Here is a 25,653-nt window from a genome sequence, read left to right as displayed (position 1 = left end):
GTGGTGAGGGTTGGCGGTGTGTCTAACGGTACCTTTACGCTCAATAACCGTGCGGTAGCCGGAGCTTATGAGTACTTCCTGAATAAGGGCGGTGTCTCTACACCGAACGACGGCGGCTGGTATCTGCGTTCTCAGCTACCTGACCCGACGAGTCCGGCTGACCCGTTCAATCCGGTTAACCCGACGCCTGCTGACAATATCATCCGTCCGGAAGCCGGCAGCTACATGGCCAATATGGCCGCCGCCGGAAAACTGTTTAACCTGCGCTTAGAAGACCGTGAAGGTCGGGCAGAGAACTCCAGTATGTGGCTACGTCAGGTGGGCAACCGCACCAAGTTCAGAGACACCAGCGGTCAGATTAAAACCGCCACCAACACCTATGTGATTCAGGGCGGCGGTGAAGTAGCGCAGGCGCAGTTCAGCGATAATGACCGCTTAGGCGTGGGCGTGATGCTGGGCTACGGCCAGTCAGACAGCCAGAGTGGGAATAGCCGCAGCGGTTATCGCTCCAAAGGCCGGGTTGACGGCTACAGCGGCGGCGTTTACGCCACCTGGTATCAGGATGCCAACACCCTGAACGGTCTGTATGTGGACAGCTGGGTGCAGTACAGCCTGCTGGACGCTGAGGTACACGGCGAGCAGCTATCGGGCGAAAGTTACGATATGAGTGGCCTGAGCGCCTCGGTTGAAAGCGGCTATCGTCTCCCGGTTTATCAGGGTGAGAACGGTCAGGTGTTTATCACGCCACAGGCTCAGGTAACCTGGAGCGGTATCAGCGCTGACGACCACCGAGAAGTTAACGGTACCCGCGTGACTTCATCGGGTGAGAACAACGTTCAGACTCGTCTGGGCGTGAAGCTGTCCCGTGATGGCGTGAGCGACGGAGACAAAGGTAAAGACAAGCTATTTACCGTGTATGTCGAAGCCAACTGGTTGCATAACACCGAACAGGCGGGTGCCGTGCTGGACGGCGTGGCGGTCAAGCAAGCGGGCAACGCTAACGTGGGCGAGCTGAAGCTGGGGGCCGAAGGCCAACTGAATAAGCACGTTAATCTGTGGACCAACGTGGCTCAGCAAATGGGTGATGAAGGCTATAGCGACACGTCGTTAACCGTTGGCTTTAAATACAGGTTCTGACAGGAGTGAAAGACGGGGTCCGCAATTATCTATTGCGGGCCTTTTTTATACGCCGTCTTTATCGTTTTAACTCTCTTGTGAATAAAAGGGGTGGAAAATATGGAAATCAAACACAATCCTTGTTGTCACTACTGTGAAGACAAAAATCATATCCGTAGACATGGAAAATCCCGGGTGGGTATCACGCGTTACCTATGCACGGCGTGCAACCGGACGTTTCAGACTAATTATATTTATCATGGCAATGAAGATGAAATACACCGGTTAATTAAGAAACTGCTGGACGAAGGGAAAAGCAACTTTGATATAGCGGCCCAGCTCGGCGTTGGGTTAAATATGATTAGCCGGCATACGCTTATATTGGCCAATGAGAGCGAAGAAATAATTTCATCTTAATCTGACCGGATGGTTATATTTTAATGAAAACTGGGGAAACCATCTTAGACAAGGTGGTTTTTTTATTTTTGAATAACGGAATGGAAATTATATTTCTACGAAATAAAATATAATAACTATCGGTATATACCCAAAATGATTCGAGTTACAGAACAAAAACGCTCCAGCGTTTTGAACAGTGCTTGCGCTGGCCCGTAGAGCGAGGACTGACCAGACCAAGTAATGGCAGCAGCTAACGCACCTGTAGCTTGAAGTATGACGGGTACAACACCATAGGTAAATTAGCCTTATTGTAAAATAGCTTTTATAAGTACTCACCTTTACATTATTTACGACTATTCCCGAACCTCTCCATATTGGAGGTTAATAGAGAAAAATTATATTGAAATAATAAGGTGTGCAATTTTTTCCTAATGAAATTTCTTAATTATAAGATATCTAACATACAAAAATAACAACGCATTGATTTTAATTAATGGCTTTTATTTATTGAATGGTTAAATATTATTCAAAAATAAAGTCCTTATCAGGGCCAGCCGTTTTTGATGCAAATGAGAAATACAATTGACTATTTGCGATCCGAAAAGAGGCAAACACGTAGAAGCAACAATTTTGTAACATTATTTGCAGATTAGGAAAAGAAGCGAGATGTTAATTTGATCCGTATGCGTTACGCCATACCTGCGACTTTACTTTAGCTTGATACCCGGTTAATTCAAAGCTCGCGTGGGCACCAAAATGTCCGTCACACGGTGCAGCATACAGAAATTAATGTTGGGATATTTGGATAAAATTAGAGATTTAAAGTGTGAAAATTGATACTAAAAATAGATAACAATTATAGCCATTCCAAGATAAAGGGATTTAAATTCTTTTATAAAATACATTATCAGAACAATAAACCGTAAAATGCGGTAATTTAAAGTTCTTAATCTTTTAATGATAAATAATTAAACCTGCGAATATTTTTTAAGAAAAGTGGTTTATTTATAATTTATTTATAATTTAATGGGTTGGTTATTTTTTGTGTAAAAAAACGCCACCTATAATTCAAAGCGATGAAAATAGTAATAGATCTTTATTTTGCATTCGTAGAGAATGACAGCCATAAGATCTGTTTTGTGGCGTTTTTTAGTCCTAAACGTCAAAAATAGAGGGATTAACGGATTCGTTGTTTATATTCAGGGATGGGTTGAAAAATGGAAAATTTTAGAAAAGAAGTCGTAACAACTAAGTTATTTTTTATAAATCTTTATTTACCCCCCTCCACTTTACTCGGTAGTTAAACTACGGCTGAACATTAAAATACCCAATAAGAGGTATTTGTGTGCTATTGACATTTACCCAAAAATGTTGATGGACAAAACCTTAATGCCGGTGAGTTAAGTAATTCCACCTTGACTTGAACAATATTAAGCCTATTGGGTATTTGTCATATAGGTTTTTTGAACACTGTTTTGTTTATTTGATTGCACCCAAGGATCGAAAGGAGCCGAATTAATACAACATGATTATAGTTTCTAATTACCAGTAAAAACTGATGGCTACAGTGATAGGAAGGAACGCTATCGCTAATAACGATATTACGATAAAAAAAGGACAATACCTTAATTTATCTTGATATTTTATATTTAAACATGGAATGAAATGATGAATAAAATTTATCGAATTATTTGGAATAGTACGTTAGGACAATGGATTGTTGCATCTGAATTAGGCCGAGGAAAGAAAAAGAACAAATCAAGATTAGGCAACCGCGCTGCGGCATTGGTTCTTGGCGGTTTGAGTTCGCTTTGTTCACTTGATGCATTTGCTACGGATTATGATTATATCGGTTTGGGTCATCATAGTGATATCACAATTTTAAATCCTGGCGATAGGGTTATAGGTAACGCTGCTGCTCTTATCACATTGATGGGGACCGATAAATTTACTGCAACAGGCGCTTCACTAATTAACGATGGTTATTTGGGAATTCACCTCCTGAATACCACGGAACTTAATCTTATTGATACTGATCTACGCCTCACCGCTGCTGACGGGTATGGGATATTAGCCTCTGATGGTTCATCAGTTAATATAGTAAATGGCTCGATCAGTACGGGTTTTCACGGTATAACCGGCCATGGCGCGACGCTAGTCGTCAATGGTACCACCGTTTCAACCACCGGAGATAACGGAAGCGGAATTACGGCATTTGAACAGTCCTCGATGGAACTAACTAACGTTAATATTCATACGTTAGGTCAAAATGCATATGGTGCCATGATTCATGGCTATAACTCTAATGGCATTATCAAAGGTAGCGCTATAGCCACTGAGGGTGAGTCAGCCAATGGTATATATTTCGCTGGCGTATTTGCAGAGATAACGGACACTGACATTACCACTAAAGGGAAACGGGCTAATGGCGTTTTGGCCAGTGGCGGGATTCCTGGACAACTTACGATAAATGGTGGAACGATCGCCACACAGGGCGAACAAAGTAACGGTGTCATGGTGGAGAGTGCAGGCCCCGTCAAAATCAACGATACCCGAATTGATGTGTCAGGGAATGGGGCTCATGGCGTTTGGGGTAGTTCATCTACCAATATTGAACTAAATAATGCCGATATCAGCGTTAGCGGTGATTCTGGCGGTCAACGGGTAGCCGGTATTCTTGCTACTACTGACTCTGTTACTATAGCCGTTAACAATACGAACGTTCTCGCCTCCGGAAACGGGTCTGACGGTATTCGGGCTGAGCGTAGTGGCGCTATTGTAGTTAACGGCGGTACGGTTAAAGCTACCGGTAATAACGGCGTTGCCGTTCGCCTTGATGGTGAGCATAGCCCGGTACTGATGACTATCAACGATGCGTTGCTTAACACTACCGGTGATAATGGTTCAGCCGTCTATCTCAGCGGTCAGAGCAAAGCCGTGCTGAATAACGTGACAGCCTCCACTTCTGGCATTGACGCGGCCGGGATTGTCATTGACCGCTCCTCGTTATCTGCCAGCGTGATTAATTTGCAAAATAGCTCGGTAAGCAGCCTGGCGTCTGATGGTATGTTGGTTTCTGCCGCCTTAGGTGAAATTAACTTAACGGCTACGGATATCTTCGGCGGTGGCGGTAACGCACTGAACGTAGACAATGCCTCTCAGCTGACGTTGAATGCGAACTCATCCCAACTCAGTGGTAATTTGAACGTATCTGCTGATAGTCGTGCCAATGTGAATTTGAGCAATGATTCCCTGCTTAAAGGGGCCACTCATAATGTGACCGTACTGAATATGGACAATAGCCAGTGGCAGATGAGCGCGGATTCTGATCTGGGGGCGCTCAATGTAAATGACTCCGTTGTTTCCTTTAATGTCCCTGAGCTGGGCGCGTTTAAAACCTTAACGACCGGTAGTCTAGCGGGTAATGGTAGTACTTTTATACTGAACACGGTACTCAATGACGGTGATATTAATACGCAGAGCGATAAAATCCACGTCACCGGTGACGCAACGGGCGAACATCGTTTAGTGGTGAATAATAGCGGTGGTCTGGGCGCGTTAACCGTGGGTGATGGTATTCAGGTAGTTGCTATTGATGGTGCGTCCAGCAGTAGCTTTAAGTTGGGGAGTACCGTCAGCGCCGGAGCCTATGAATATCTGCTGTATGAAGGTGGTTCAACAGACGTGAATGACTGGTATCTGCGCTCTTACCTGCAGCCACTCACTTCCGATCCAATACCTGATAATGTGATTTCATATCGCCCTGAAGTCGCTGGCTACATTGCCGCGCCGTATCTGAATCAACAGTATGGTTTCGATACTATCGGTACGTTGCATGAACGCCTCGGGGATGATGTGACCCATGGTAATAATGATACCTGGTCCAGAATGGGTGGGCAGCACCGGACCGATGCTGCTGGCCGTTTTGGATATCGTGGGAATAGCTGGTTTGTGCAGTTTGGCTCAGACCTATATCAGAACCAGACGGACACCGATACCGCCGTAAGTTCCGGCCTGATGGTGACGATGGGCACGCAAAATACCGATGTGCAGGATCACGCTCGTTCTCTGAATCCAACTATGTCGGTGAATACCGGTAACGTGGTGAGTGATGCCCTGAGCTTGGGCGGCTATTACACCCGCATGGCTCAGGACAATAGCTATCTGGATTTAGTGGGTCAGGGAACTTATTACCACAATAAATATGAAAGCAATCACCGTGCAACTCAGAACGGTTACGGTGCAGCCCTGTCGGGCGAAGTGGGTAAGCCGTTTGCACTCGGTGGCAACGTAATATTAGAGCCACAGGCTCAGTTGATATATCAATACTTATATCTGGATAGCTTTAACGATGGCGTGAGCACGATTGACAGCACGTCAAGCCATAGTGGTCTAGCACGCGGTGGCCTACGCTTAGTCTACGACGAAGCAACAGTAAAACCGTATGTGGTGGCAGATGTTGTACAACGGTTGGGTGGTAATACCTCCGTGGGCATTGGCGGTACTGATGTAAGCGCAGATTTTAGCGATGGTTGGTGGCAAACCGGTGCTGGAGTCAGCGTGCAGTTAGCTGACGATACGCAGATGTACGCAGATGCTAAGTATCAACGCGGTTTTGATGGCGGAATGGAAGGCTATACCGGACATTTAGGCATAAAAGTCAGCTTCTGATAATCACCTAGAAAAAGATCTGCAATCATCTATTGCAGATCTTTTTAAGGTCAAAATAGACAAGAGCAAAATTACAAGCTTGAACTTGAGCTGAGGAAATTGAAATGATGTCTATGAATCACATACTTTATATGATCCACGGTCATTGTTTATATTTTATCCAGATTAAGAAGTGTGGAACATATGGAAATCAAACACAACCCTTGTTGTCACTACTGTGAAGACAAAAATCATATCCGTAGACATGGAAAGTCCCGGGCGGGTATCGCGCGATACCTGTGTACGGCGTGCAATCGAACCTTTCAGACGAATTATATTTATCATAGCAATGAAGATGAAATCCACCGGTTAATCAAGAAACTGCTGGACGAAGGAAAAAGCAACTTTGATATGGCGGCCCACCTTGGCGTTGGGTTGAATGTGATTAGCCGGCATACGTTTATGTTGGCCAATGAGAGCAAGCAGTAATTTAACCTCAATCTGACCGAATTGTTCTATTTCTATGAAAGCAGGAAACCATCTTAGACAAGGTGGTTTTTTTATTTGTGCTATCCTGAAAATATCCGGGTGTTATTTTCACACCCGTTCTCTGTGCCTTTTAATAGTTTTCCCCATTTTATTAAATGACCATTCCAATGCTTTTGATGCATCTATTTTAACAAAATTCAAATGATAGTGATAATTGATATTATTTGCGTTTGCATTTAAACTGGCCCAAAGAAAATAACTCTTACAATAAGAACAATCAGGAGTTTTACGTGAGTATTAACCCTAATCTCATCCCTGAATCCCAATGGATTATGCCAACCCTAAGCGTTGCTGATAACGAGCAGCGGCTATCCTTTCCCATTCAAAGTGCTTTTAACTACCACGGCTATGATGCCGTTGGCGGTGTAGTGCTTGGATTTCGTCTGTTACAGCGAGCTATTTCATTATTAACGCCAGAGGGTGAACCGCTTCAACGCCGAGAGCTGACGCTATTTACCGCCTTTCCAGGCCTTGGTGCTCGTGACTGTTTTGAGCTGGTAAGCCGTATAGTGTCGGAAAATCGTTTTATTCTTGATATCGATTTTAATGGTACTGAAGCACAGCAAGGAATTGCCGGGCGTTTCTATTTTGAGTTTGGCTATCGCGGTAAAACGGTCGCTTTGGCTCCTGTGGCGGGGCAACCGACTACAGAGTTCTTGAATATAGGACGGGCCAGCAAACGGCCTGACGCAACGCCAGAGATTCAACGGCAGTGGACTGCGGCCAAATATCAGTTAGCCAATACTCTGTTAAGCATTACGCCTCAGGATGCAATACGGGTGCTGTGATGCGCTACTGGCGACTATTGCTGACGCCGCTGTTACTGGTGATTTACTGGCAGCTATTGGCAAGCTCTGGACTCATTTCTGCCTATTTATTACCTTCCCCGGTGACGGTGTTCAATTCGGCGGTAACCATGTGGCAGACAGGTGCATTACCTCGACATGTTACTACGTCGTTGCTGAGGGTATTTGAAGGCTTTTTATTGAGCTGCTGTATGGGAACCTTGCTGGCCGGGCTGGTTGCTCGTTATTCATGGCTTGAACAGCTGTTGTCTGCACCGCTGGCGCTGTTTCGTATGATCCCCCCGCTGGCAATGACGCCGTTGTTGATTCTATGGTTGGGCATTGGTGAAACAACCCAGCTTTCTATTATTATTCTTGCCTCGGTATTCCCTATTTTTCTCAATACGCGAGACGGTTTACGCCGCATTAGCCCTGCTCACAAAGAACTGGCTGTCAGCCTGCACCTTTCTCGCTTACGCTATCTGCTGGCTATTGTTATCCCGAGCGCTATTCCTTCCGTAGTCACCGGCTTTCGTCTGGCATTTGGCTACAGCTGGCGTGCGTTGATTGGCGCTGAGCTGATTGCTGCCAGCAGCGGGCTGGGCTATCTGATTATTGATTCTCAGGAAATGATGCGAACCGACGCCGTAATGGTCGGCATTCTGACCATTGGGCTGATTGGCTGGCTGCTGGATACGCTGTTTTACCGAACGCTGGTGCAGGTTCTGAACCGCCGTTTCCCCGAGGTGGCAAACTGATGCTGACGTTATCCCATATCAGTAAACGCTATCAGCAAAAGCAGGTACTGGCCGATATTTCACTGTCGCTGACCGCGGGGGATATTATTTGTCTGCTGGGTGCCTCCGGCTGTGGGAAATCTACATTACTGCGCATTGTGGCCGGATTGATTCAGCCGGACGGTGGTGCGGTGAATATCTCGCCCTCCCAGTGCGCCATGGTATTTCAAGAGCCACGGCTGCTGCCTTGGCTGACCGTGGCTGAAAATCTGGCGCTGGCTTTACCTTTTTGGCAGAGCAAAAAAGACAGGCAGGCAACCATTATTGAGGCTCTGCAGCAGGTTCAGCTTGGTGACAGCTACAGTCTGTTGCCTCATGAACTGTCCGGCGGAATGGCTCAGCGGGTAGGGATTGCCCGAGCGCTATTACAGAAACCTCAGGTTTTGCTGATGGATGAGCCCTTTGCGGCGCTGGATGCCATCACTCGCGCAGAACAACAACAGCTGCTGATCGAACTGATTACCGATCGGCAAATCAGCTGTCTGTTTGTGACTCATGACATTAACGAAGCCATGACTATTGGCCACCAGATTTTAGTGATCAATCAGGGGCGGGTTGTTGTGGATCATCACCATCGTAATGACATTCTCCCTTCTGAATTAAAACAACAAATACTAACCCATTTACAAACCGCTGATGATTAAGGATGACAAATGAAAAAAATAGTTCTGACTACCGTATTTTCCGTGATGTTAGGTTCCGGCGTTGCTTATGCTGACGATAAAACGCTGGATATCAGCTACGTGAAGTCGCCGTTTAACCTACAAATGATCGTCATGAAAGAGCATAACCTGTTGGAGAAACAGGCTAAACCGCTGGGGTTGAGCGTGAAGTGGCATGAGATTACTTCCGGAGCCAAACAGGCTCAGGCCTTAGCCAGTGGCGATCTCGACGTGGCCGGTGTCATGAATACTTCATCAGTCTTAATGGCTAACGGTGAAGGTAATCCGGTGATGATTATTGCTGGCGTTTCTCGCCCTACCGATACCTTTGCCATTGTCGCCGGGAAGAACGGAGTAAAGTCTATTGCCGGACTAAAGGGCAAGAAAGTGGCTGGCCCTAAAGGAACCGTGTTGCACCAAACGTTAGTGGCTGCGCTGGTGAAAAATGGGTTGAGTATCAATGATGTTGAGTTTGTACAAATGGATCTGCCTCAGGCTTTTTCTGCGCTGCAAAGCGGTCAGGTTGATGCCGCACTGCTGGCAGCGACGATGGTGATTAAGGCTGAACAGGAAGGCGCTAAAGTCCTGACTACGGCAAACGGTCTGGTGGTTCCTAAGCTGGTGATGGCTTCAAGCGATAAGGTAGTCAAGAGTCATCCTGACTGGATTAAAGCGACCATTGCGGCTCACAATCAAGCGGGTGCATGGATAGAGAAAAACCAGACTGAAGCGGTTGCGCTGGGGGCGAAAGTGCAGGGTATCAGTATTGAAGACGCACAAAAGCTATATAACTGGTCCCATTTTACTCAACGCATCAATCAGGCCGATATTACCAGCATGAAGGAAGATATTCAGTTCATGATAAAAAATGACATGATGCGCAACGATATTGACGTTAATGGCATTGTGCTACCACAGGCCATGGAGCAGTAATTAGATGAACGAATTAACCGTAACGGTACGCGATCGGGATGGCGAGATTGTTCTGACCCGAGAAGATTTATTAAAATACGCGACGAATGCCAATGTGATTGCCGCCGCGGTGATGATTCGCGTTAGCCGATATGCCTTTTCATTACTGTCACCAGAACGGCCAGTGATGCGTCGCGAGCTATACTGGAGCCTAGGTTTTCCGGGGCCCGGTATTCTGGACTGCGTGGAGATGATCTCCCATGCGGTGCGTGAAGGCCGCTGTTTACAAAATCCTACGTTACGGCACCCCGATGCGCCTTTCTCTTTGGGTGGACAGTTTATTTTTGAAATAGGCTACCGTGGCCGAACGCTGGTGGTGTGGCCAGACAAATCGGTATTTGACGACGAGTTCCGTACTCAGGTTGCTGCCTGGCAGGAAGCCGAAGAAGGGGGGCAGGGGCGCGATGACTATTTACGCTATAAAGAGAAGAAAGTTGCGTTGATTATGGGGCTTTCGGATGAGAAATTGCTGCATTATTTATGGAAAGACTAACCTTTTCAATATAATGCATCGACGGTCAGGCGGCCCGACAAGCACTGAAAACGGTAAAGGATGCTCAGTAGATGCGTTATCGGTCTACTGAGTACCTGCTTTGCTTCGTACGTCAATACAATAGGCTAGGTCGCCAAGCTTGGTTCTGGTATAAACCCTTTTCTATATTTGCGTTTTTCAAGCGACTAGCGTAATATACGCAACGTATTCGGGCGCGGGGTGGAGCAGCCTGGTAGCTCGTCGGGCTCATAACCCGAAGGTCGTCAGTTCAAATCTGGCCCCCGCAACCAATTTTCCCTAGTGTTTTTTTCAAATGTATGGCCGCTATGTGGCTAGTAGTTATTTGAAAAAGATACTTGTTAAGTAAGTTATTCAATAGCTTATTTGAATATAGGGTCCAGTTGCAAAAGCCCCGACTTATCGGGGTTTTTTGTTATTTGACAGCAAAATCACTGGGCTATAGGCCCTTTTTTTACGTCTTGGGGGTGGGATTGTCCACATTAGAGCAGAAGTTGACTGAATTGATTAGCGCACCGGTAGAGGCTTTGGGCTTCGAACTGGTTGGCATCGAATTTGTTCGGGCGCGTCAATCGACATTGCGCATCTATATCGATAGTGAAAACGGTATCAATGTCGATGATTGTGCTGATGTTAGTCATCAGGTGAGCGCTGTTTTGGATGTAGAAGATCCTATTACTACAGCATATACTCTGGAAGTATCATCACCGGGTATGGAAAGACCCCTGTTTATCGCCGCGCACTACCAGCGTTTTATTGGTGAAGAAGTTAGCCTGACCTTACGAATGGCGGTACAGAATCGTCGTAGGTGGGTAGGAAAGATTAAATCAGTTGAGGGTGAAACGATCACCGTTAGCGTTGAAGGTAAAGATGAAGCGTTCGCTCTGAGCAATATTCAGAAAGCGAATCTGGTCCCCCAGTTTTAGAGCTCATATGAGGCAACTAGGATGAATAAAGAGATTCTGGCTGTTGTTGAAGCGGTTTCTAATGAAAAAGCGCTCCCTCGTGAGAAGATTTTCGAGGCGCTAGAAACTGCCCTGGCAACGGCAACGAAGAAAAAGTATGAGCAAGAGATTGAAGTCCGCGTAAGTATCGACCATCGCTCCGGCGACTTTGATACTTTCCGCCGCTGGATGGTGGTAGAAGTTGTTACTCAGCCAACCCGTGAAATCACGCTTGCAGCAGCTCAGCTTGATGAACCCGATATTCAGGTAGGCGACTACGTAGAAGATGACATTGAATCCGTCACCTTTGACCGTATCACCACCCAAACGGCAAAACAGGTTATCGTACAGAAAGTACGTGAAGCTGAACGAGCCATGGTGGTCGAGCAGTTCCGTGAATATGAAGGTGAGATTGTTACCGGCGTAGTTAAAAAAGTTAACCGTGACAGCATTATTCTTGATTTAGGCAACAACGCTGAAGCGGTCATTGGCCGTGAAGACATGCTGCCACGCGAGAATTTCCGTCCGGGTGACCGCGTTCGTGGCGTTTTATATATTGTTCGCCCAGAAGCTCGTGGCGCTCAACTGTTTATTAGCCGCTCTCGCCCTGAAATGCTGATCGAACTGTTCCGCATTGAAGTACCAGAAATTGGCGAAGAAGTGATCGAAATTAAAGCCGCTGCCCGTGACCCGGGTTCTCGCGCTAAGATTGCGGTCAAAACAAACGATAAGCGTATCGATCCTGTTGGTGCCTGTGTTGGTATGCGCGGTGCGCGCGTGCAGGCCGTATCTGGCGAACTGGGCGGTGAGCGTATCGATATCGTGCTGTGGGACGACAACCCGGCACAGTTCGTGATTAATGCGATGGCCCCCGCAGACGTGGCCTCTATCGTTGTTGATGAAGATAGACATACCATGGATATCGCTGTAGATGCTGGCAATCTGGCTCAGGCGATTGGTCGTAACGGTCAAAACGTTCGTCTTGCTGCTCAACTTACCGGTTGGGAGCTCAACGTAATGACTTCAGAAGATCTACAAGCTAAACATCAGGCTGAAACACACGCTGCGATTGATATCTTTACTAAGCATCTTGATATTGACGAAGATTTTGCGACAGTATTGGTACAAGAAGGTTTCTCATCTCTGGAAGAACTGGCCTACGTGCCAATGAAAGAGTTACTGGAAATCGACGGTCTTGATGAAGAGACTATCGAAGCGTTACGTACCCGTGCAAAAAATGCGTTAACCACGTTAGCGTTAGCGCAGGAAGAGAGCCTTGGCGATAATAAGCCGGCAGACGATCTGCTCAGTCTGCCTAATCTTGAACGTTCGATGGCGTATAAACTTGCGGCGCAAGGCGTATGTACGCTGGAAGATCTTGCCGAGCAGGGTGTTGACGACCTAACTGATATTGAAGGCCTCTCTAGCGAGAAAGCCGGCGAGTTAATTATGGCTGCGCGCAATATTTGTTGGTTTGGCGATCAAGAGTAATCACTGTAGCAGGAAGGAACAGCATGTCAGAAGTAACCGTAAAATCGCTGGCCGAAGAGATTCAAACTCCGGTAGACCGCCTGTTACAGCAGTTTGCTGATGCAGGAATTAAAAAGTCTTCATCGGACTCTGTGACCCAGCAGGAAAAAGAAACGCTACTCGCGCACCTAAACCACGAACACGGTGGTGCGCCGAGCAAACTTACACTGCAGCGGAAAACCCATAGTACTTTGAACATTCCAAGTACTGGCGGTAAGAGTAAATCCGTGCAAATTGAAGTTCGTAAAAAACGTACTTATGTAAACCGTGACTCGCAAGAGGCGCAAGACGCTGAAGCGCAAGCGGCTCGTGAGGCTGAAGAGCTAGCGCAGCGTGAAGCTGAAGAAAAAGCTAAACGTGCTGCAGAAATGCAGGCAAAACGCGATGCTGAAGAGAAAGCCAAGCGCGAAACTGCAGCTAAGAAAGCGGCTGAAGATAAAACTAAGGCGGCTGCTACTGCGACTAAACCTGCAGACAAGCCTGCTCAGACAGACAAAGCTCGTCGTGAAGCTGAAGCGGCTGAACTGAAGCGTAAAGCTGAAGAAGAAACTCAGCGTAAAGTTGAAGAAGAAGCCCGACGCATTGCTGAAGAGACCCGCAAAATGGCTGAAGAAAACGAAGCTATTTGGGCTGCTCCAGTTACCGAAGAAGTGACCGATTATCACGTCACTACCTCGCATCACGCACGTGAAGCTGAAGACGAAAACGACCGTAAGGTTGAAGGCGAGCGTCGCGCTCGCGGTGGTAAATCTGGCAAGCCTAAGAAAGGTAATAAGCTTTCTGAGTCTAAAGCCGACCGTGAAGAAGCCCGTGCCGTTACCCGTGGCGGTAAAGGTAAGCGCAAGCCAAGCACCTTACAGCATAGTTTTAACAAGCCGGCTCAAGTGGTTAACCGCGATGTTATCATCGGCGAAACTATTACCGTTGCTGACTTGGCTAACAAAATGGCAGTAAAAGGTTCTCAGGTTATTAAAGCTCTGATGAAACTGGGCGCAATGGCGACCATCAATCAGGTTCTTGACCAAGAAACTGCACAGCTTGTTGCTGAAGAAATGGGCCATAAAGTTATTCTTCGTCGTGAGAACGAATTAGAAGAAGCGCTGATGAGCGATCGTGACATTGATGCTGCACTGGAGCCTCGTGCGCCAGTTGTTACCATCATGGGCCACGTTGACCATGGTAAAACGTCATTGCTGGACTACATTCGTTCAACGAAGGTCGCATCCGGTGAAGCTGGCGGTATTACTCAGCATATCGGTGCTTATCACGTTGAAACTGAAAACGGCATGATCACCTTCCTTGATACCCCGGGACACGCCGCATTTACGTCAATGCGTGCTCGTGGGGCTCAGGCTACGGATATCGTTGTTCTGGTTGTTGCTGCCGATGATGGCGTGATGCCACAAACTATCGAAGCTATCCAGCATGCTCAAGCGGCTAAAGTTCCTTTAGTAGTTGCCGTGAACAAGATGGATAAGCCTGACGCAGATATGGATCGCGTTAAGACTGAACTATCGCAATACAACGTTCTGCCTGAAGAATGGGGCGGAGAAACCCAGTTCATTCCTGTATCTGCGAAAGTTGGTACCGGTATTGATGAACTGCTTAACGCTATTTTGCTGCAGTCTGAAGTGTTAGAGCTTAAAGCCGTTCGCGAAGGCATGGCAAGCGGCGTAGTTATTGAATCTTTCTTGGATAAAGGTCGTGGCCCTGTGGCAACGGTTCTGGTTCAGGAAGGTACGTTGCGTAAAGGTGATATCGTACTTTGTGGCTTTGAATATGGCCGCGTTCGCGCAATGCGTGATGAAGTAGGTCGCGAGATTTCTGAAGCTGGTCCGTCAATTCCTGTTGAAATTCTAGGCCTGTCAGCCGTACCGGCAGCCGGTGATGAAGCAACGGTAGTTCGTGATGAGAAGAAAGCCCGTGAAGTTGCCCTTTATCGTCAGGGTAAATTCCGCGAAGTGAAGCTGGCTCGTCAGCAGAAATCTAAACTAGAAAACATGTTTGCTAACATGGAAGAAGGTGCCGTTTCTGAACTGAATATCGTACTGAAAGCTGACGTTCAGGGTTCTGTCGAAGCTATCTGTGATTCACTAGTTAGCCTGTCTACTGATGAAGTTAAAGTGAAGATTGTCGGTTCAGGCGTAGGTGGTATCACCGAAACTGACGCAACCTTGGCTGCTGCATCAAATGCGATTCTGTTAGGCTTTAACGTACGTGCCGATGCATCTGCACGTAAAGTGGTAGAGTCTGAAAGCTTAGATCTGCGTTACTACTCGGTAATCTATGACCTGATTGGCGAAGTTAAACAAGCCATGAGCGGTATGTTAGCACCTGAGTATAAACAGCAAATCATTGGTCTGGCTGAAGTTCGTGACGTGTTCAAGTCACCGAAGTTTGGTTCAATCGCAGGCTGTATGGTTACTGAAGGTAACGTTAAACGTAATAACCCAATCCGCGTACTGCGCGAGAACGTGGTTATCTATGAAGGCGAGCTAGAGTCTCTGCGTCGCTTTAAAGATGACGCTAGCGAAGTTCGTAACGGTATGGAATGTGGTATCGGTGTTAAGAACTACAATGATGTTCGCGTTGGCGACGTTATTGAAGTATTCGAAATTATCGAGATCAAACGTACTATCGCTTAATGCCCAAGGCGTAAAGCACTATCCATTAAGGGGGCCTATGCGCCCCCTCATTATTTGGAGAATATATTATGGCTAGAGAATTCAGCCGTACTCAGCGCGTAGCACAAGAGATGCAAAAAGAAATTGCCATGATTTTGCAACGCGAAGTTAAAGATCCTCGAATTGGTATGGCAACCGTCTCCGGCGTGGAAGTTTCCCGGGATTTAGCCTATGCCAAAGTGTTTGTTACCTTCCTGAATGACGGTGATGAAGAGTCAGTCAAGGGCGGCTTAAAAGCGTTACTTGATGCTTCTGGCTTTATCCGTTCTCTGCTCGGTAAAGCAATGCGCCTGCGGGTTGTTCCAGAACTGACGTTTGCCTATGACAATTCATTGGTTGAAGGTATGCGCATGTCTAATCTGGTTACTAACGTAGTCAGAAACGATGATGAACGCCGTGCTGCGGCCGGTGAGGACGAGGACAAAGCATAATGGGGCGTCCTCGTCGTCGTGGGCGCGATGTTCACGGAGTGTTGCTATTAGATAAGCCAACGGGCATTAGTTCGAATGACGCTTTACAAAAAGTGAAGCGCATTTTTAATGCCAATAAAGCGGGTCATACCGGGGCTCTGGATCCTTTAGCAACCGGGATGTTGCCAATATGTCTTGGTGAAGCCACTAAGTTTTCTCAGTTCTTATTGGATGCTGATAAGCGCTATCGGGTGATTGCTCGTTTAGGTCAGAGAACCAATACCTCTGATGCTGACGGTGAGATTATTTCTGAGCGTGATATCAACTTTACCCAAGAGCAGCTTGATGTTGCGTTGGATACTTTCCGTGGGGTTATCGATCAGGTTCCTTCGATGTATTCCGCGCTTAAGTATCAGGGCAAACCGCTGTATGAATACGCTCGTCAGGGAATTGAAATCCCTCGTGAGTCGCGTACGATTACGGTGCATGAACTGAAGTTTATCCGCCTTGAAGGCCATGAGCTCGAGCTGGAAGTCCACTGTTCTAAAGGAACCTATATCCGGACCATTACCGATGATTTAGGTGAAATGTTAGGATGCGGCGCTCACGTTATGTATTTACGACGTTTGAATGTCTCTGATTATCCTACCGATAGAATGGTCACGCTGGAGCAGCTTCAGCAGATGCTTGCTACCGCTGAAGCTACTGAACAGCCGCCATCTATAACGTTAGATCCTCTGCTGCTACCAATGGACAGTGCCGTTGCTGATTTCCCTGAGGTTAACTTACTGCCAGTGATGGGAGTTTATGTTAAGCAGGGGCAACCGGTACAGGCTGCCGGAGCTCCTTCGAGCGGTCTGGTTAGAATTACGGTAGGTCCGGAGCGCGAGTTTATTGGTGTTGGGCAAATAGACGATCAGGGGCGCGTTGCTCCTCGTCGTTTAGTGGTGGAAAATCCGCCGGAATAGCCTATCTGGCTGATATCTAGCTTCTGATATATAGCTGAAGGCACAATTTTTGTGCCTTCAGAGACGCACAACAAACGCCGTCCTTCGGCCGCCTGAAAATAGCCATGTTCTGGCGTTCTATTGGCGGGCGGAACCTCCGCTAAAATCCAATTAAAACCACGTTGCCAGCAGCTTCAATAAACGCTCAACTACAGCATCCCTGCAGCCTTAATAGCCAAATAGCGGTTCACGCTTTCTACCGCCAGCTGCTGAGGCTGAACGTCTATGCACAAGGTTCCCGCGTTGCGTAAGCGGGTCAGAACGGCCTGTCGTTTAGCCTGATATCCGGCCGCAGCTGCCCGGAGTGCGGCATCTTGCTCGTTAGCAATCGTGATGGATCCTGCATCGTCTAGCTCAGCCTCGCGCAGGCTGGCGACTAAAACCAAATGGCGTTTACTCAGTAGTTTTACGCACGCCAGAAGGCTTTGCTCATCTTCATCGCGTAAATTGGTAAAAACGACAATTAAAGAGCGTTTGCGCTCGCGAACCATCAGCGACTGGGCAGCAAGTTCAAAATCACTGCTGGAGAGCGTCGGCTGGATATCATAAACCTCATGAAGCACGCGATTGATGCTATTGACCGAGCGTACCGGTGGCAGATAACGTTCAGGCCCGCCAAACGTTAATAGCCCGACAGAGTCACCGTAGCGTAATCCGACATAAGACAATAACAACACGGCATCCAGAGTATGGTCGAAGTGGGTTAATTCGCCGTTACTGGCACCCATCCGGCGGCCACAGTCCAGCATAATCATAATTCGTTGGTTACGTTCATCCTGATATTCGCGGGAGATCATCTTTCCCATTCTCGTGGTTGCCTTCCAGTCAATTTGGCGCAACACATCACCGCTACGGTATTCACGTAACTGCTCAAACTCCATGCCCTGACCGCGTTTGCGGGATTGATGAAACCCCATGCCGGGCTGAGTGATGGTGGTTTGTAGTGCCATCTGGGTAACCGGAGCAAAATTGGGATAGACGCTAATTTTTTGTCCCTGACCGGTTTGAGCCTGGCGTTGCCACAGCTTCCAGCGCGAGAACAGTCGAAGGTGAATTCTGCCAAAAGAAAGATCGCCGCGCATAAGCGGTTTTATCCGGTAAGTAACCTGCGTTATCTGCCCCGGCAGCGCTTCGGTATCGATCAAACGGTCGTTATATTCACATTTTTGCGGCGGGCTATCTTTTAGCTGTAGCTTTTGGCCGGAACCGATGCTGGTTATTATTGAAAGCCTGACGTCACACCAAACGGTCTGTGGCAAACTACTGGAAACGTCTCGTTTGATTTCTGGTATTGGTTGACGGGATAACCGCGCAGCATCGACCAGAACCCCCAGCAGCAGAATAAACCCAACGATTAGCCAAGCGGGTAATAGTGAGGCATAAATGACGGCAGGGATCGAACCGATAAACCATAGACCACCGATGATTAACAGCCGGTTAGAGGGCAGAATCATCTGCGCGGAGCCTCAATTTTTTCGAGTAAGCCATGAAGAATATGCTCTTCACCCAGCCCCTCAATTTCGGCTTCAGGCGACAGCGTAATGCGGTGGCGTAGCGTTGGTACCACCTGCTGTTTCACATCATCCGGCGTGACGAAGTCCCTGCCGGCCAGTAATGCGCTTGCTCTGGCAGTACGGATTAATGCAATACCACCTCTAGGCCCAGCTCCGACCGCAATTCCCGGCCAGTTACGCGTCGTGCGCACAATACGCAGGGCATAGTCCAGTACGCTGTCATCTACACGGATAGACGCGGTGATTTTCTGCAGCGCGACGATGATTTCCGGGTTTGCGACTGGCTCAATTTTGTCGACCTCCAAACGATCGCCGGTACGGTCGAAGGTGCTGGCCGAAACTAGTTCGCGTTCTTCCATTTCTGTAGGGTAATCAAAGACAACGTGTAGAAGGAAGCGGTCTAACTGGGCTTCCGGTAATGGATAGGTTCCATCTTGCTCAATTGGGTTTTGTGTCGCAATCACCAAAAACGGTGGCGACAGCAGGGAAGTTTCACCTTCGATCGTGACCTGTCCTTCCTGCATAACTTCCAGCAATGCCGCTTGGGTTTTTGCCGGTGCCCGGTTGATTTCATCGGCCAGCATCAGATTGGTAAATACGGGTCCGCGTCGAACAACAAACTCGGACGCTTTCATATCATAGAACATATGGCCAGTAACGTCGGCAGGCATCAGATCGGGCGTAAATTGGATACGTGAGGAGTGGCAATGGCAGGCCTGAGCCAGTGATTTCGCCAGTAGCGTTTTTCCCAATCCCGGAACGCCCTCAAGCAGAATGTGCCCCCCGGCCAGTAATGCGCATAATATTTGCTCAACAACCTTCTCCTGACCAATAAATACTCGGCTAATCTGTCGCTGAATATTGCGGATCACATTCGTTGCTTGCGGTACTGACTCAGGAATTGATAACGGTGCAACCGGTGAATAATCCATTGGGCTATATTCCATAATTTAGTCTCCTACTCGTACTGCTTTGCAGTGAGTTCAAACGATCTATTAGGAGGCATAGCGTTTGAACGCACGGAGTAAACTCGGTGAGCTGCTGTTCTTCTGCCTCAAGCGCCTGAGTAACCAGAGCGATATCATAATGTGTAATTTTTGCCACTAGCTGAGGGACATTATTGATGCCCGGATGGTGAATTCTTAGTGGCGGTAATAAGCGAGCGATCTCTTCACGTAACGGCGTAATTAGCCTGATATAGTCACGATTTTGTAAATGAAATTCGGCAACGGCGTGAAGGTGCTCGGTCAGGCTAGGGCGTACCGGCGGTGATGTCGGGATTAACGGGCCAAATCGAGGAACATAACGCCATAGAACTAACAGAATGCAAAGCCCGAGCGCTAAGAGCGAGAACAGGGCATGCTCAATCAGCCAACTGACTAAGTTTGGAAAGGTAATATACTGGATAAGATAAATCGTATCTTTTCTATCGGGTAAGGTTGCGATGTGCAGCCACAGTTTTGCGTGGTCGTACCGTTTAATTGATGCGTTAGTAAATAGCTCCAGCGGAACAACGGTAACCCAACCCTTTTCAAATGAAAAACGGCTGATAACGTCTAAATCTTTATCTTTGAGATCGGTGACGCTCTCGGTGACCTTGATAACTTCGGTATTGAGGTAAAAACGCGTGGTATTGCTGACATCTGCGCGCAGATTATCGCGTTCAAAGCTGATGGCTAAGGCGTCACGATTTTCTGATTTCGCATCCGGTTCCCTCTCTTTGGCTTTAGATTGTTCCTGCTTTTCGTCATCTTCGTCGTCATTACTGTCATATTCATCATCGACATAAATCTCAAACTGCTCTTGCAGCTGAATACTATTGCTATCCTCTCGGGGCGAAAGAACTAAATGCCCGCCGGTTTTTACCCAGTTCAACAGCTTGGTTTTTTGCGTAGGCTCTTTTAACAACGCGGTATTGAACAGAATTAGCGTTGATTTCTCAGGCAGTTTATCCAGTGCCAGAACGTCATTAATTCGATTTGTCTGGTAGTCGGACTTTAGCAATAGTTGCTCTGCCGTGTAATAAGAATTACCGGTGACTTTTATGCTGGGAGGGATCGTCACCGTTTCTTTAACCCAATTGAGCTTTTGGTAAAGAATGAGTGACAGACACAGCGCCAGTATTGCGCCAACGATTATGGCAACCTTAGCATTGTGATTCATAAATTAGCTCGCCTCCCACTGTGACTGATGATCGAAGTGGGTTGGCCATTCCCTACATAGCAGTTCTAACTTTATTATGTCGGGTGAGCGGTGTGCGTAAGCCTGAGCTAGCCAAAGCTGGGTTAAGGCAATAAAGAAATCGGTGCTGCTTAGGTCGGCCCGCTTAACCAATCGGATACAGTCTTGTTCCGTATCACTGGAACGAAACATGACGCGATCCCGATGGGCTAGCACCGAGAGTGTACCTCTGAACAGCAAGCTCAGAGCCGCTCTCAGATCGCCTTTGTGAATCAGGGATAAGGCCACTTCAGCAATATTTTGCGGTAATGATTCTGGTTGAATATCCAGACCGGCGATTTCTGTGGGGGGCGTGAATGACCGTTTCTTTTTTTGCTCCAGAACCGGCAACCGCATAAGCACAAAATAGACGATGCCACAGATAATTAGCGCCAGCCCAATCCACAGAATAATTTGGCTAACGCCCGCAATGCCATTAAACGGTCCTTGGCTGTTAGAATTAAACGAGGGTTTTGATTGCTCTTTTCTCGGTTGTTCTTTTTTCTTTTCTTTAGGGGCATCGGCAAATTTCAGACGCTCTTTCACTACCTCGCCGCCGTATTCAGGCTGCTGTAAAATATGGTTAAGCGTTTCGGACGATTGTTGAATAGCAAGGCCTCTGGCGGAAGTATCGGTTTCTGCGGCGTAGCTATTTGAAGGGGTTATACTGACGAAGCTAAAGATGACCAACGCCATACCGAGTAAGGCTGATGGTAGGGCGCTCCGTTTTTTCTCCATTTTGCGGAACTGGAGTTCAATATCCCACGCTTCGATATCACTTCTTCTTTTCAGATAGAGTGAGAAACCGGCTGCGACATAAATGGGTTCCCATAGTAGCATTCCTAAAATATACAGGGCGATTGGAAAACCATACAAATATTCAGCATCACCTTGTAAAACATCAAGAAAAATGTTTGAGTTAACGGTGTCATCAACGGACAACATGGCCATAAACGCCATCGCGCAGATAGGAAACACCTGTTCGATAATAAAACCGGACAGCGTCAGGAATATGGCATTGATTCCAATATAGCCTGAGATAGCGCTGCGCCTCATTTTGGCACTTTTGCCTTTCATTCCCTCGAGCACATCTACCGGCATGGTTAATGACCGATAGGGGCTAAATCTGGCCCAGGTCAACGCTCTAATGATGCTGGTTTTCAGTAATGACGTTCGGGCTGCCTTTAGGCTCTGCATTACTGTCGGTACGTCACCAAATACTGCACGACTAATCACAAACAGCGCAATCCGGTCAAACAGGGGCTTCATCCACCAGATGGCCAATAATATTGTAAAGTGGCTGGCATTAGCCCAGAACAATAAACCCCAAATAATGGCGATAATCGGTAGAGTGAAACACAGCCATGCGCTATACAGGGGTTTAAACCAGTTAATCGCAATTCTGACGCCGAGGTCGATGGCTTCATTGGCGCGTCTGGGGCGCAGAACGATGGCTAATTGTTCAAGCTGCATGACGCCGCCCCGTAAAAATGAAGTAGCTCAGTAACAGAATGGAAAAGAATGCGCCTACGATGAGCTTCACGGCTAATGGAAAATTATGCGGTGACCAGAATGCTTCTATCATGGCGGCAATGAACAGCATAACGCCACTGCCGCAAATTAGTCCTAATACGGAACGGCCAGCTAGCCTTAGGGAGTCCGGGCGGCTTAGTCTTCCCGGCATGATAAGGCTCCAGCCTAGCTTTAAGCCCGTAGCCCCAGCAATAATAATGCCGCCGATCTCGAAGGCCGTGTGCCCGCAGACGAAAGAGTAGAAGTTACGGCCTGCGCCAATATTAACAATGCGGGCTTCGGCCGCACCCATAAATATTCCATTAAACACTAGCGTGAAGGCTGAACCTATTCCTGCGAGTAACCCTCCGGCAAAGGCCTTAAACGCAATGCTGATGTTGTTATAGATATAGAAACCAAACATCATCCAGTTCGAATCTGACTCTCTGAATATGCTGGTCGTACCGCCTAATACGTCAGTGCCGGTATACATGCTGTCCAGCTCGTTAACGCTTTCCGGCGACATGATAATATAAATAAAATCAGGCCAGATACGGATCGCAATTAGCATGATTACCCACGGAACCATAATCAGCAGGGCTGAAAAAATAACCCAGCGCTTGTTTTCCCGTAAATCGGCGGCAAAGCCTCCGGCGATATAGTTAAAGATTCGTCGGCTAATTCCACTGTCTGCGCTGTAAAGAATATCGTGGCCCTGCAATACCATATTGTGCAGCCGCTCGGTCAACATCAGGCTGTAGCCACGATCGCGAGCGATGGCGAGCTGTTGGCAAATATTCCGGTAGCAGTCTGGCATATTATGGTCTTCGATAGAGGCTACCGGCGGTTTTCCATCGTAATTTTTTATTATTTTGAGCCGATGGCCGAGCCAGTTTTCAAAGGCATTCCATTCATCCTGATGTAGTGCTTCAAAACGTTCTTGTTTCATAGCTTCCGTCCTATTAAGAAGTTAGCTATACCCACTAACCGGGCCGCGCCTTGAGCTTCTTCTGGATGTTGGCTTTCGGTGAGCGTTGGCAATAATGCTGCCAGCTCTTCTTGCCTTGGCTTTGTGAGCCCGGGCGTACGTTCAGCAAATGAAACCAGCATCTTTTGGGTTTCGCGCGATAGCGGAAAATTAGGATTAATTGGCTGAGCTTCCGGTACGGTAAACCGTGAAGTTGTCGGAACACTGTAGACGACTAAGGTTCCCGCAACGATATCGCCCAAACGCCGGAACTCCTTATTGAGCAACATGGAGATCAGACCAAAAAGATAAAAGAGCGGGAAAAAGTCAGCGAAACGAAGGAAGTTGCGGATGATAGACGCGCTCCAGCCAATCGGCGTGCCGTTATCGTGTAAAACCTTGAGTCCTATAGCGTACTTACCGGGCGTTCTGCCTCGGTTTAACACTTCAAATATCACCGGATAAAACCATTCAACCAGAAACAGCATTATCAAAAATATGCCGATACCAGACTTGCCGATAAAAGCGCTGGGAATGGCTATAATCGCCATGATTAGCCAGCGAATCGCGGTATCGATCATAAAAGCAAAGGCGCGCGGCAAGAATCCGGCCGGATGTAACTGGATTTCAATAAGTTCAGGGGTAGTGATATCGCGTACGGTATCTAACATAGATGACGAAAGCCGGGCTTTTACCCGGCTTTACGATTCACTTATTTATTTGCGATAAACAAACTACGATAGCTGGTGTAGTAAGTTGCAATAAATAGAGGCCCGGCCAACAGAAGGCCAAGGAACAGTGGAATCATGGAAATTACCATAATTACGCCGATGACGATAAAATAAATCAGGCCGGGTAATAAGTTCTTTTTCACCGCGGACAGGCTCATGGAAAGCGCCTGACCCAGCGATAAGTTATGAATAACAATCAGTGCTGGAGCAAACCAGGTTAGCGCATAGCCAACCATATAGATAACGAACATCAGCAAGAAGGCTAAGAAAACCATACCACCGCTAATGCCGGTTAAGGCTGCAGATGGGTCCCCACCTTGTGAACCCAATGCTAATGCAACCAACGCGCTACCGCCAACAATAAACATCACAATCAATGACAGCATGAGAATGCCGAACATCACGGCACCAACGCCAATCAGTGGCCCAAGGTTTTTCTGAAAACCGGCAAACATCAGCCCAAGATCAAACTCGCCGGTAGTGCGCTGCTTTTCGCATAACAGCATAATACCGCCAATGAAGATCGGGCCGGCGAAGATAGACACCAGGCTGACAAGAGGAATAAGTTGTACAACCAGCATGATAACAAAAAGAATAACGCCTAATAAAACCCACATGCCGAGTTTAGGTTTTATCAACTGCCAGGCTTCACCGATCCAATTTACGCCTTCACCGGCCTGAACAGACTGGGCACCAGGAATAAACGTTTCATTATTGTTGGCTGGCTGAACAACGTCGTTGACGCTGGATTCTGGGGGAGTGTATGGATTATGTGTTTCTTTATCTAAATTCATTACTGACGCCTTCTTCCTTTAAGCATATTTATGGTTAACCCACGAGAGTAACCAAATCCTTATGTCTGGGGCTAAAAAGATTTCAATCTCTTTCATTGCCTTCTTACACGATATGGGTTTTCAGCTCTGTATAAAAAGCATCCTAATGATACAAGCCTGTAGGACTGATGAAAAGCGCTTTTATGGAGGTTTAGCGGGTAATTACCCACCGTTTAGTGCAACAACCAGTTTCTGAACTACACTTAACTTCCATAAAATAAATTTAGTATGGCTCCGTTTCAGATTTGTTAAACATAGTGGTTGGGAAATAAAGGCATGCCTTGCTATCTGACAGGGTGCGGAGTAGAATACGTCCGCTTATGTGTTGGGTGGCTGAATTAGAGATCGGCGCCCGTTTTTATTAGTTATAATCCCAAAAATTGGAGTTCTACAATGTCTCTAAGTGTTGAAGCGAAAGCTAAAATTGTTGCTGAGTATGGTCGTTGCGAAAATGACAGTGGTTCACCGGAAGTTCAGGTTGCCCTGCTGACTGCACAAATTAACCACCTGCAAGGCCACTTCTCCGAGCATAAAAAAGATCACCACAGCCGTCGTGGTCTGCTGCGTATGGTTTCTCAGCGTCGTAAGCTGCTGGATTACCTGAAACGTAAAGATGTAGCACGTTATACTCAACTGATTGCTAGTCTGGGTCTGCGTCGCTAAGTCGATGAGTTTCAGGAGAAAGGGGCCAAATATGGCCCCTTTCTTCTAGGATTAAACGTTTAATAGCAGTATGATAGAACGTTAGTTTTTTGGGTCCTTCTGTTGCAGAGGTTCGCGCGGCTAATGAAAATATTGAGAGCACGTTTCGTGCGCATGACTTAACCGTCTGCTAAAAAAGTATTTTCATTAGTCGCGAG

22 protein-coding genes and 1 tRNA gene are annotated in these 25,653 nt (G+C 47.2%); 16 read left to right on the top strand and 7 right to left on the bottom strand.

Annotation, left to right across the window (positions count from 1 at the left end):
- The 15 genes from GVI43_RS06590 to truB all read left to right on the top strand — a co-directional run.
- Positions 1–1,137: autotransporter family protein (locus GVI43_RS06590; RefSeq protein WP_159566058.1), on the top strand; the 1,137-nt coding region annotated here is incomplete at its 5' end.
- Between the two features lie 99 nt (positions 1,138–1,236).
- Positions 1,237–1,533 carry an IS1/IS1595 family N-terminal zinc-binding domain-containing protein gene (locus GVI43_RS16035; RefSeq protein ID WP_425482127.1) on the top strand — a complete coding sequence of 99 codons (297 nt, stop codon included), beginning with the start codon at positions 1,237–1,239 and terminating at the stop codon, positions 1,531–1,533.
- Positions 1,534–3,180: 1,647 nt separating this feature from the next.
- Positions 3,181–6,186 carry an autotransporter outer membrane beta-barrel domain-containing protein gene (locus GVI43_RS06585; protein WP_159566077.1) on the top strand — a complete coding sequence of 1,002 codons (3,006 nt, stop codon included), beginning with the start codon at positions 3,181–3,183 and terminating at the stop codon, positions 6,184–6,186.
- 183 nt (positions 6,187–6,369) lie between these two features.
- A complete protein-coding gene (locus GVI43_RS06580; protein WP_159566057.1) occupies positions 6,370–6,654 on the top strand; it encodes an IS1/IS1595 family N-terminal zinc-binding domain-containing protein in 285 nt (94 codons plus the stop codon).
- A 290-nt stretch (positions 6,655–6,944) separates the two neighbouring features.
- Positions 6,945–7,502: a hypothetical protein gene (locus tag GVI43_RS06575; RefSeq protein WP_159566056.1), complete on the top strand. Its 558-nt coding sequence runs from the start codon at positions 6,945–6,947 to the stop codon at positions 7,500–7,502.
- Positions 7,502–8,257, top strand: a complete 756-nt coding sequence (locus GVI43_RS06570; RefSeq protein ID WP_159566055.1) for an ABC transporter permease — start codon at positions 7,502–7,504, stop codon at positions 8,255–8,257. Before GVI43_RS06575 ends, GVI43_RS06570 begins: the two co-directional genes overlap by 1 nt.
- Entirely contained in the window at positions 8,257–8,940 is a 684-nt protein-coding gene (locus GVI43_RS06565) for an ABC transporter ATP-binding protein (protein ID WP_159566054.1), read from the top strand. The genes GVI43_RS06570 and GVI43_RS06565 overlap by 1 nt, the downstream gene beginning before the upstream one ends.
- 9 nt (positions 8,941–8,949) lie before the next feature.
- Entirely contained in the window at positions 8,950–9,891 is a 942-nt protein-coding gene (locus tag GVI43_RS06560; protein WP_159566053.1) for an ABC transporter substrate-binding protein, read from the top strand.
- A 4-nt stretch (positions 9,892–9,895) separates the two neighbouring features.
- The gene (locus tag GVI43_RS06555) at positions 9,896–10,423 is read left to right on the top strand and encodes a hypothetical protein (protein ID WP_159566052.1); all 528 of its coding nucleotides are present in this window, start codon (positions 9,896–9,898) and stop codon (positions 10,421–10,423) included.
- A gap of 213 nt (positions 10,424–10,636) precedes the next feature.
- Positions 10,637–10,713, top strand: a tRNA-Met gene (locus GVI43_RS06550).
- A 201-nt stretch (positions 10,714–10,914) separates the two neighbouring features.
- Positions 10,915–11,367 carry a ribosome maturation factor RimP gene (rimP, locus tag GVI43_RS06545; protein WP_159566051.1) on the top strand — a complete coding sequence of 151 codons (453 nt, stop codon included), beginning with the start codon at positions 10,915–10,917 and terminating at the stop codon, positions 11,365–11,367.
- Positions 11,368–11,388: 21 nt separating this feature from the next.
- The gene (gene nusA / locus GVI43_RS06540; RefSeq protein WP_159566050.1) at positions 11,389–12,876 is read left to right on the top strand and encodes a transcription termination factor NusA; all 1,488 of its coding nucleotides are present in this window, start codon (positions 11,389–11,391) and stop codon (positions 12,874–12,876) included.
- Positions 12,877–12,899: 23 nt separating this feature from the next.
- A complete protein-coding gene (gene infB / locus GVI43_RS06535) occupies positions 12,900–15,560 on the top strand; it encodes a translation initiation factor IF-2 (protein ID WP_159566049.1) in 2,661 nt (886 codons plus the stop codon).
- A 68-nt stretch (positions 15,561–15,628) separates the two neighbouring features.
- Positions 15,629–16,030, top strand: coding sequence for a 30S ribosome-binding factor RbfA (rbfA, locus tag GVI43_RS06530; RefSeq protein WP_159566048.1), 402 nt, complete (start codon positions 15,629–15,631; stop codon positions 16,028–16,030).
- On the top strand, positions 16,030–16,977 hold the full coding sequence (gene truB / locus GVI43_RS06525) for a tRNA pseudouridine(55) synthase TruB (protein WP_159566047.1): 948 nt from the start codon (positions 16,030–16,032) through the stop codon (positions 16,975–16,977). Before rbfA ends, truB begins: the two co-directional genes overlap by 1 nt.
- A 188-nt stretch (positions 16,978–17,165) precedes the next feature.
- Here truB and GVI43_RS06520 read toward each other — a convergent pair whose 3' ends face one another.
- The 7 genes from GVI43_RS06520 to GVI43_RS06490 are packed head-to-tail and all read right to left on the bottom strand — an operon-like array spanning position 17,166 to position 24,754.
- Positions 17,166–18,470, bottom strand: coding sequence for a DUF58 domain-containing protein (locus tag GVI43_RS06520; RefSeq protein ID WP_159566046.1), 1,305 nt, complete (start codon positions 18,468–18,470; stop codon positions 17,166–17,168).
- The gene (locus tag GVI43_RS06515; RefSeq protein WP_246201561.1) at positions 18,467–19,477 is read right to left on the bottom strand and encodes an AAA family ATPase; all 1,011 of its coding nucleotides are present in this window, start codon (positions 19,475–19,477) and stop codon (positions 18,467–18,469) included. Before GVI43_RS06515 ends, GVI43_RS06520 begins: the two co-directional genes overlap by 4 nt.
- Positions 19,467–20,693 (bottom strand): DUF4350 domain-containing protein, encoded by a 1,227-nt coding sequence (locus GVI43_RS06510; RefSeq protein WP_159566045.1) that lies wholly within the window; start codon positions 20,691–20,693, stop codon positions 19,467–19,469. Before GVI43_RS06510 ends, GVI43_RS06515 begins: the two co-directional genes overlap by 11 nt.
- Before the next feature lie 3 nt (positions 20,694–20,696).
- Positions 20,697–22,223, bottom strand: coding sequence for a DUF4129 domain-containing protein (locus GVI43_RS06505; protein WP_159566044.1), 1,527 nt, complete (start codon positions 22,221–22,223; stop codon positions 20,697–20,699).
- The gene (locus GVI43_RS06500; protein ID WP_159566043.1) at positions 22,213–23,211 is read right to left on the bottom strand and encodes a stage II sporulation protein M; all 999 of its coding nucleotides are present in this window, start codon (positions 23,209–23,211) and stop codon (positions 22,213–22,215) included. The genes GVI43_RS06505 and GVI43_RS06500 overlap by 11 nt, the downstream gene beginning before the upstream one ends.
- Positions 23,208–23,900, bottom strand: a complete 693-nt coding sequence (locus GVI43_RS06495) for an RDD family protein (RefSeq protein ID WP_159566042.1) — start codon at positions 23,898–23,900, stop codon at positions 23,208–23,210. The genes GVI43_RS06500 and GVI43_RS06495 overlap by 4 nt, the downstream gene beginning before the upstream one ends.
- Positions 23,901–23,941: 41 nt before the next feature.
- Positions 23,942–24,754: a BPSS1780 family membrane protein gene (locus GVI43_RS06490; RefSeq protein ID WP_211959069.1), complete on the bottom strand. Its 813-nt coding sequence runs from the start codon at positions 24,752–24,754 to the stop codon at positions 23,942–23,944.
- Positions 24,755–25,186: 432 nt separating this feature from the next.
- Between GVI43_RS06490 and rpsO the strand changes: the two genes are divergently transcribed.
- Positions 25,187–25,456 (top strand): 30S ribosomal protein S15, encoded by a 270-nt coding sequence (gene rpsO / locus GVI43_RS06485; RefSeq protein ID WP_159566041.1) that lies wholly within the window; start codon positions 25,187–25,189, stop codon positions 25,454–25,456.
- The last annotated feature ends 197 nt before the right edge of the window (positions 25,457–25,653 follow it).

It is taken from the genome of Budvicia diplopodorum (assembly GCF_009800925.1).
Lineage (GTDB): Bacteria > Pseudomonadota > Gammaproteobacteria > Enterobacterales > Enterobacteriaceae > Budvicia > Budvicia diplopodorum.
The sequence above is the reverse complement of the archived record's forward strand: the minus strand, read 5'-3'. Positions and strand labels throughout refer to the sequence as shown.

What these genes read in the sequence shown, in the direction of transcription:
- GVI43_RS16035 (WP_425482127.1), top strand. Translation starts at nt 1,237, where the DNA reads ATGGAAATCAAACACAATCCTTGTTGTCACTACTGTGAAGACAAAAAT.
- GVI43_RS06585 (WP_159566077.1), top strand. Translation starts at nt 3,181, where the DNA reads ATGATGAATAAAATTTATCGAATTATTTGGAATAGTACGTTAGGACAA.
- GVI43_RS06580 (WP_159566057.1), top strand. Translation starts at nt 6,370, where the DNA reads ATGGAAATCAAACACAACCCTTGTTGTCACTACTGTGAAGACAAAAAT.
- GVI43_RS06570 (WP_159566055.1), top strand. Translation starts at nt 7,502, where the DNA reads ATGCGCTACTGGCGACTATTGCTGACGCCGCTGTTACTGGTGATTTAC.
- GVI43_RS06565 (WP_159566054.1), top strand. Translation starts at nt 8,257, where the DNA reads ATGCTGACGTTATCCCATATCAGTAAACGCTATCAGCAAAAGCAGGTA.
- GVI43_RS06560 (WP_159566053.1), top strand. Translation starts at nt 8,950, where the DNA reads ATGAAAAAAATAGTTCTGACTACCGTATTTTCCGTGATGTTAGGTTCC.
- GVI43_RS06555 (WP_159566052.1), top strand. Translation starts at nt 9,896, where the DNA reads ATGAACGAATTAACCGTAACGGTACGCGATCGGGATGGCGAGATTGTT.
- nusA (WP_159566050.1), top strand. Translation starts at nt 11,389, where the DNA reads ATGAATAAAGAGATTCTGGCTGTTGTTGAAGCGGTTTCTAATGAAAAA.
- infB (WP_159566049.1), top strand. Translation starts at nt 12,900, where the DNA reads ATGTCAGAAGTAACCGTAAAATCGCTGGCCGAAGAGATTCAAACTCCG.
- rbfA (WP_159566048.1), top strand. Translation starts at nt 15,629, where the DNA reads ATGGCTAGAGAATTCAGCCGTACTCAGCGCGTAGCACAAGAGATGCAA.
- truB (WP_159566047.1), top strand. Translation starts at nt 16,030, where the DNA reads ATGGGGCGTCCTCGTCGTCGTGGGCGCGATGTTCACGGAGTGTTGCTA.
- GVI43_RS06520 (WP_159566046.1), bottom strand. Translation starts at nt 18,470, where the DNA reads ATGATTCTGCCCTCTAACCGGCTGTTAATCATCGGTGGTCTATGGTTT.
- GVI43_RS06515 (WP_246201561.1), bottom strand. Translation starts at nt 19,477, where the DNA reads ATGGAATATAGCCCAATGGATTATTCACCGGTTGCACCGTTATCAATT.
- GVI43_RS06510 (WP_159566045.1), bottom strand. Translation starts at nt 20,693, where the DNA reads ATGAATCACAATGCTAAGGTTGCCATAATCGTTGGCGCAATACTGGCG.
- GVI43_RS06505 (WP_159566044.1), bottom strand. Translation starts at nt 22,223, where the DNA reads ATGCAGCTTGAACAATTAGCCATCGTTCTGCGCCCCAGACGCGCCAAT.
- GVI43_RS06500 (WP_159566043.1), bottom strand. Translation starts at nt 23,211, where the DNA reads ATGAAACAAGAACGTTTTGAAGCACTACATCAGGATGAATGGAATGCC.
- GVI43_RS06495 (WP_159566042.1), bottom strand. Translation starts at nt 23,900, where the DNA reads ATGTTAGATACCGTACGCGATATCACTACCCCTGAACTTATTGAAATC.
- GVI43_RS06490 (WP_211959069.1), bottom strand. Translation starts at nt 24,754, where the DNA reads ATGAATTTAGATAAAGAAACACATAATCCATACACTCCCCCAGAATCC.
- rpsO (WP_159566041.1), top strand. Translation starts at nt 25,187, where the DNA reads ATGTCTCTAAGTGTTGAAGCGAAAGCTAAAATTGTTGCTGAGTATGGT.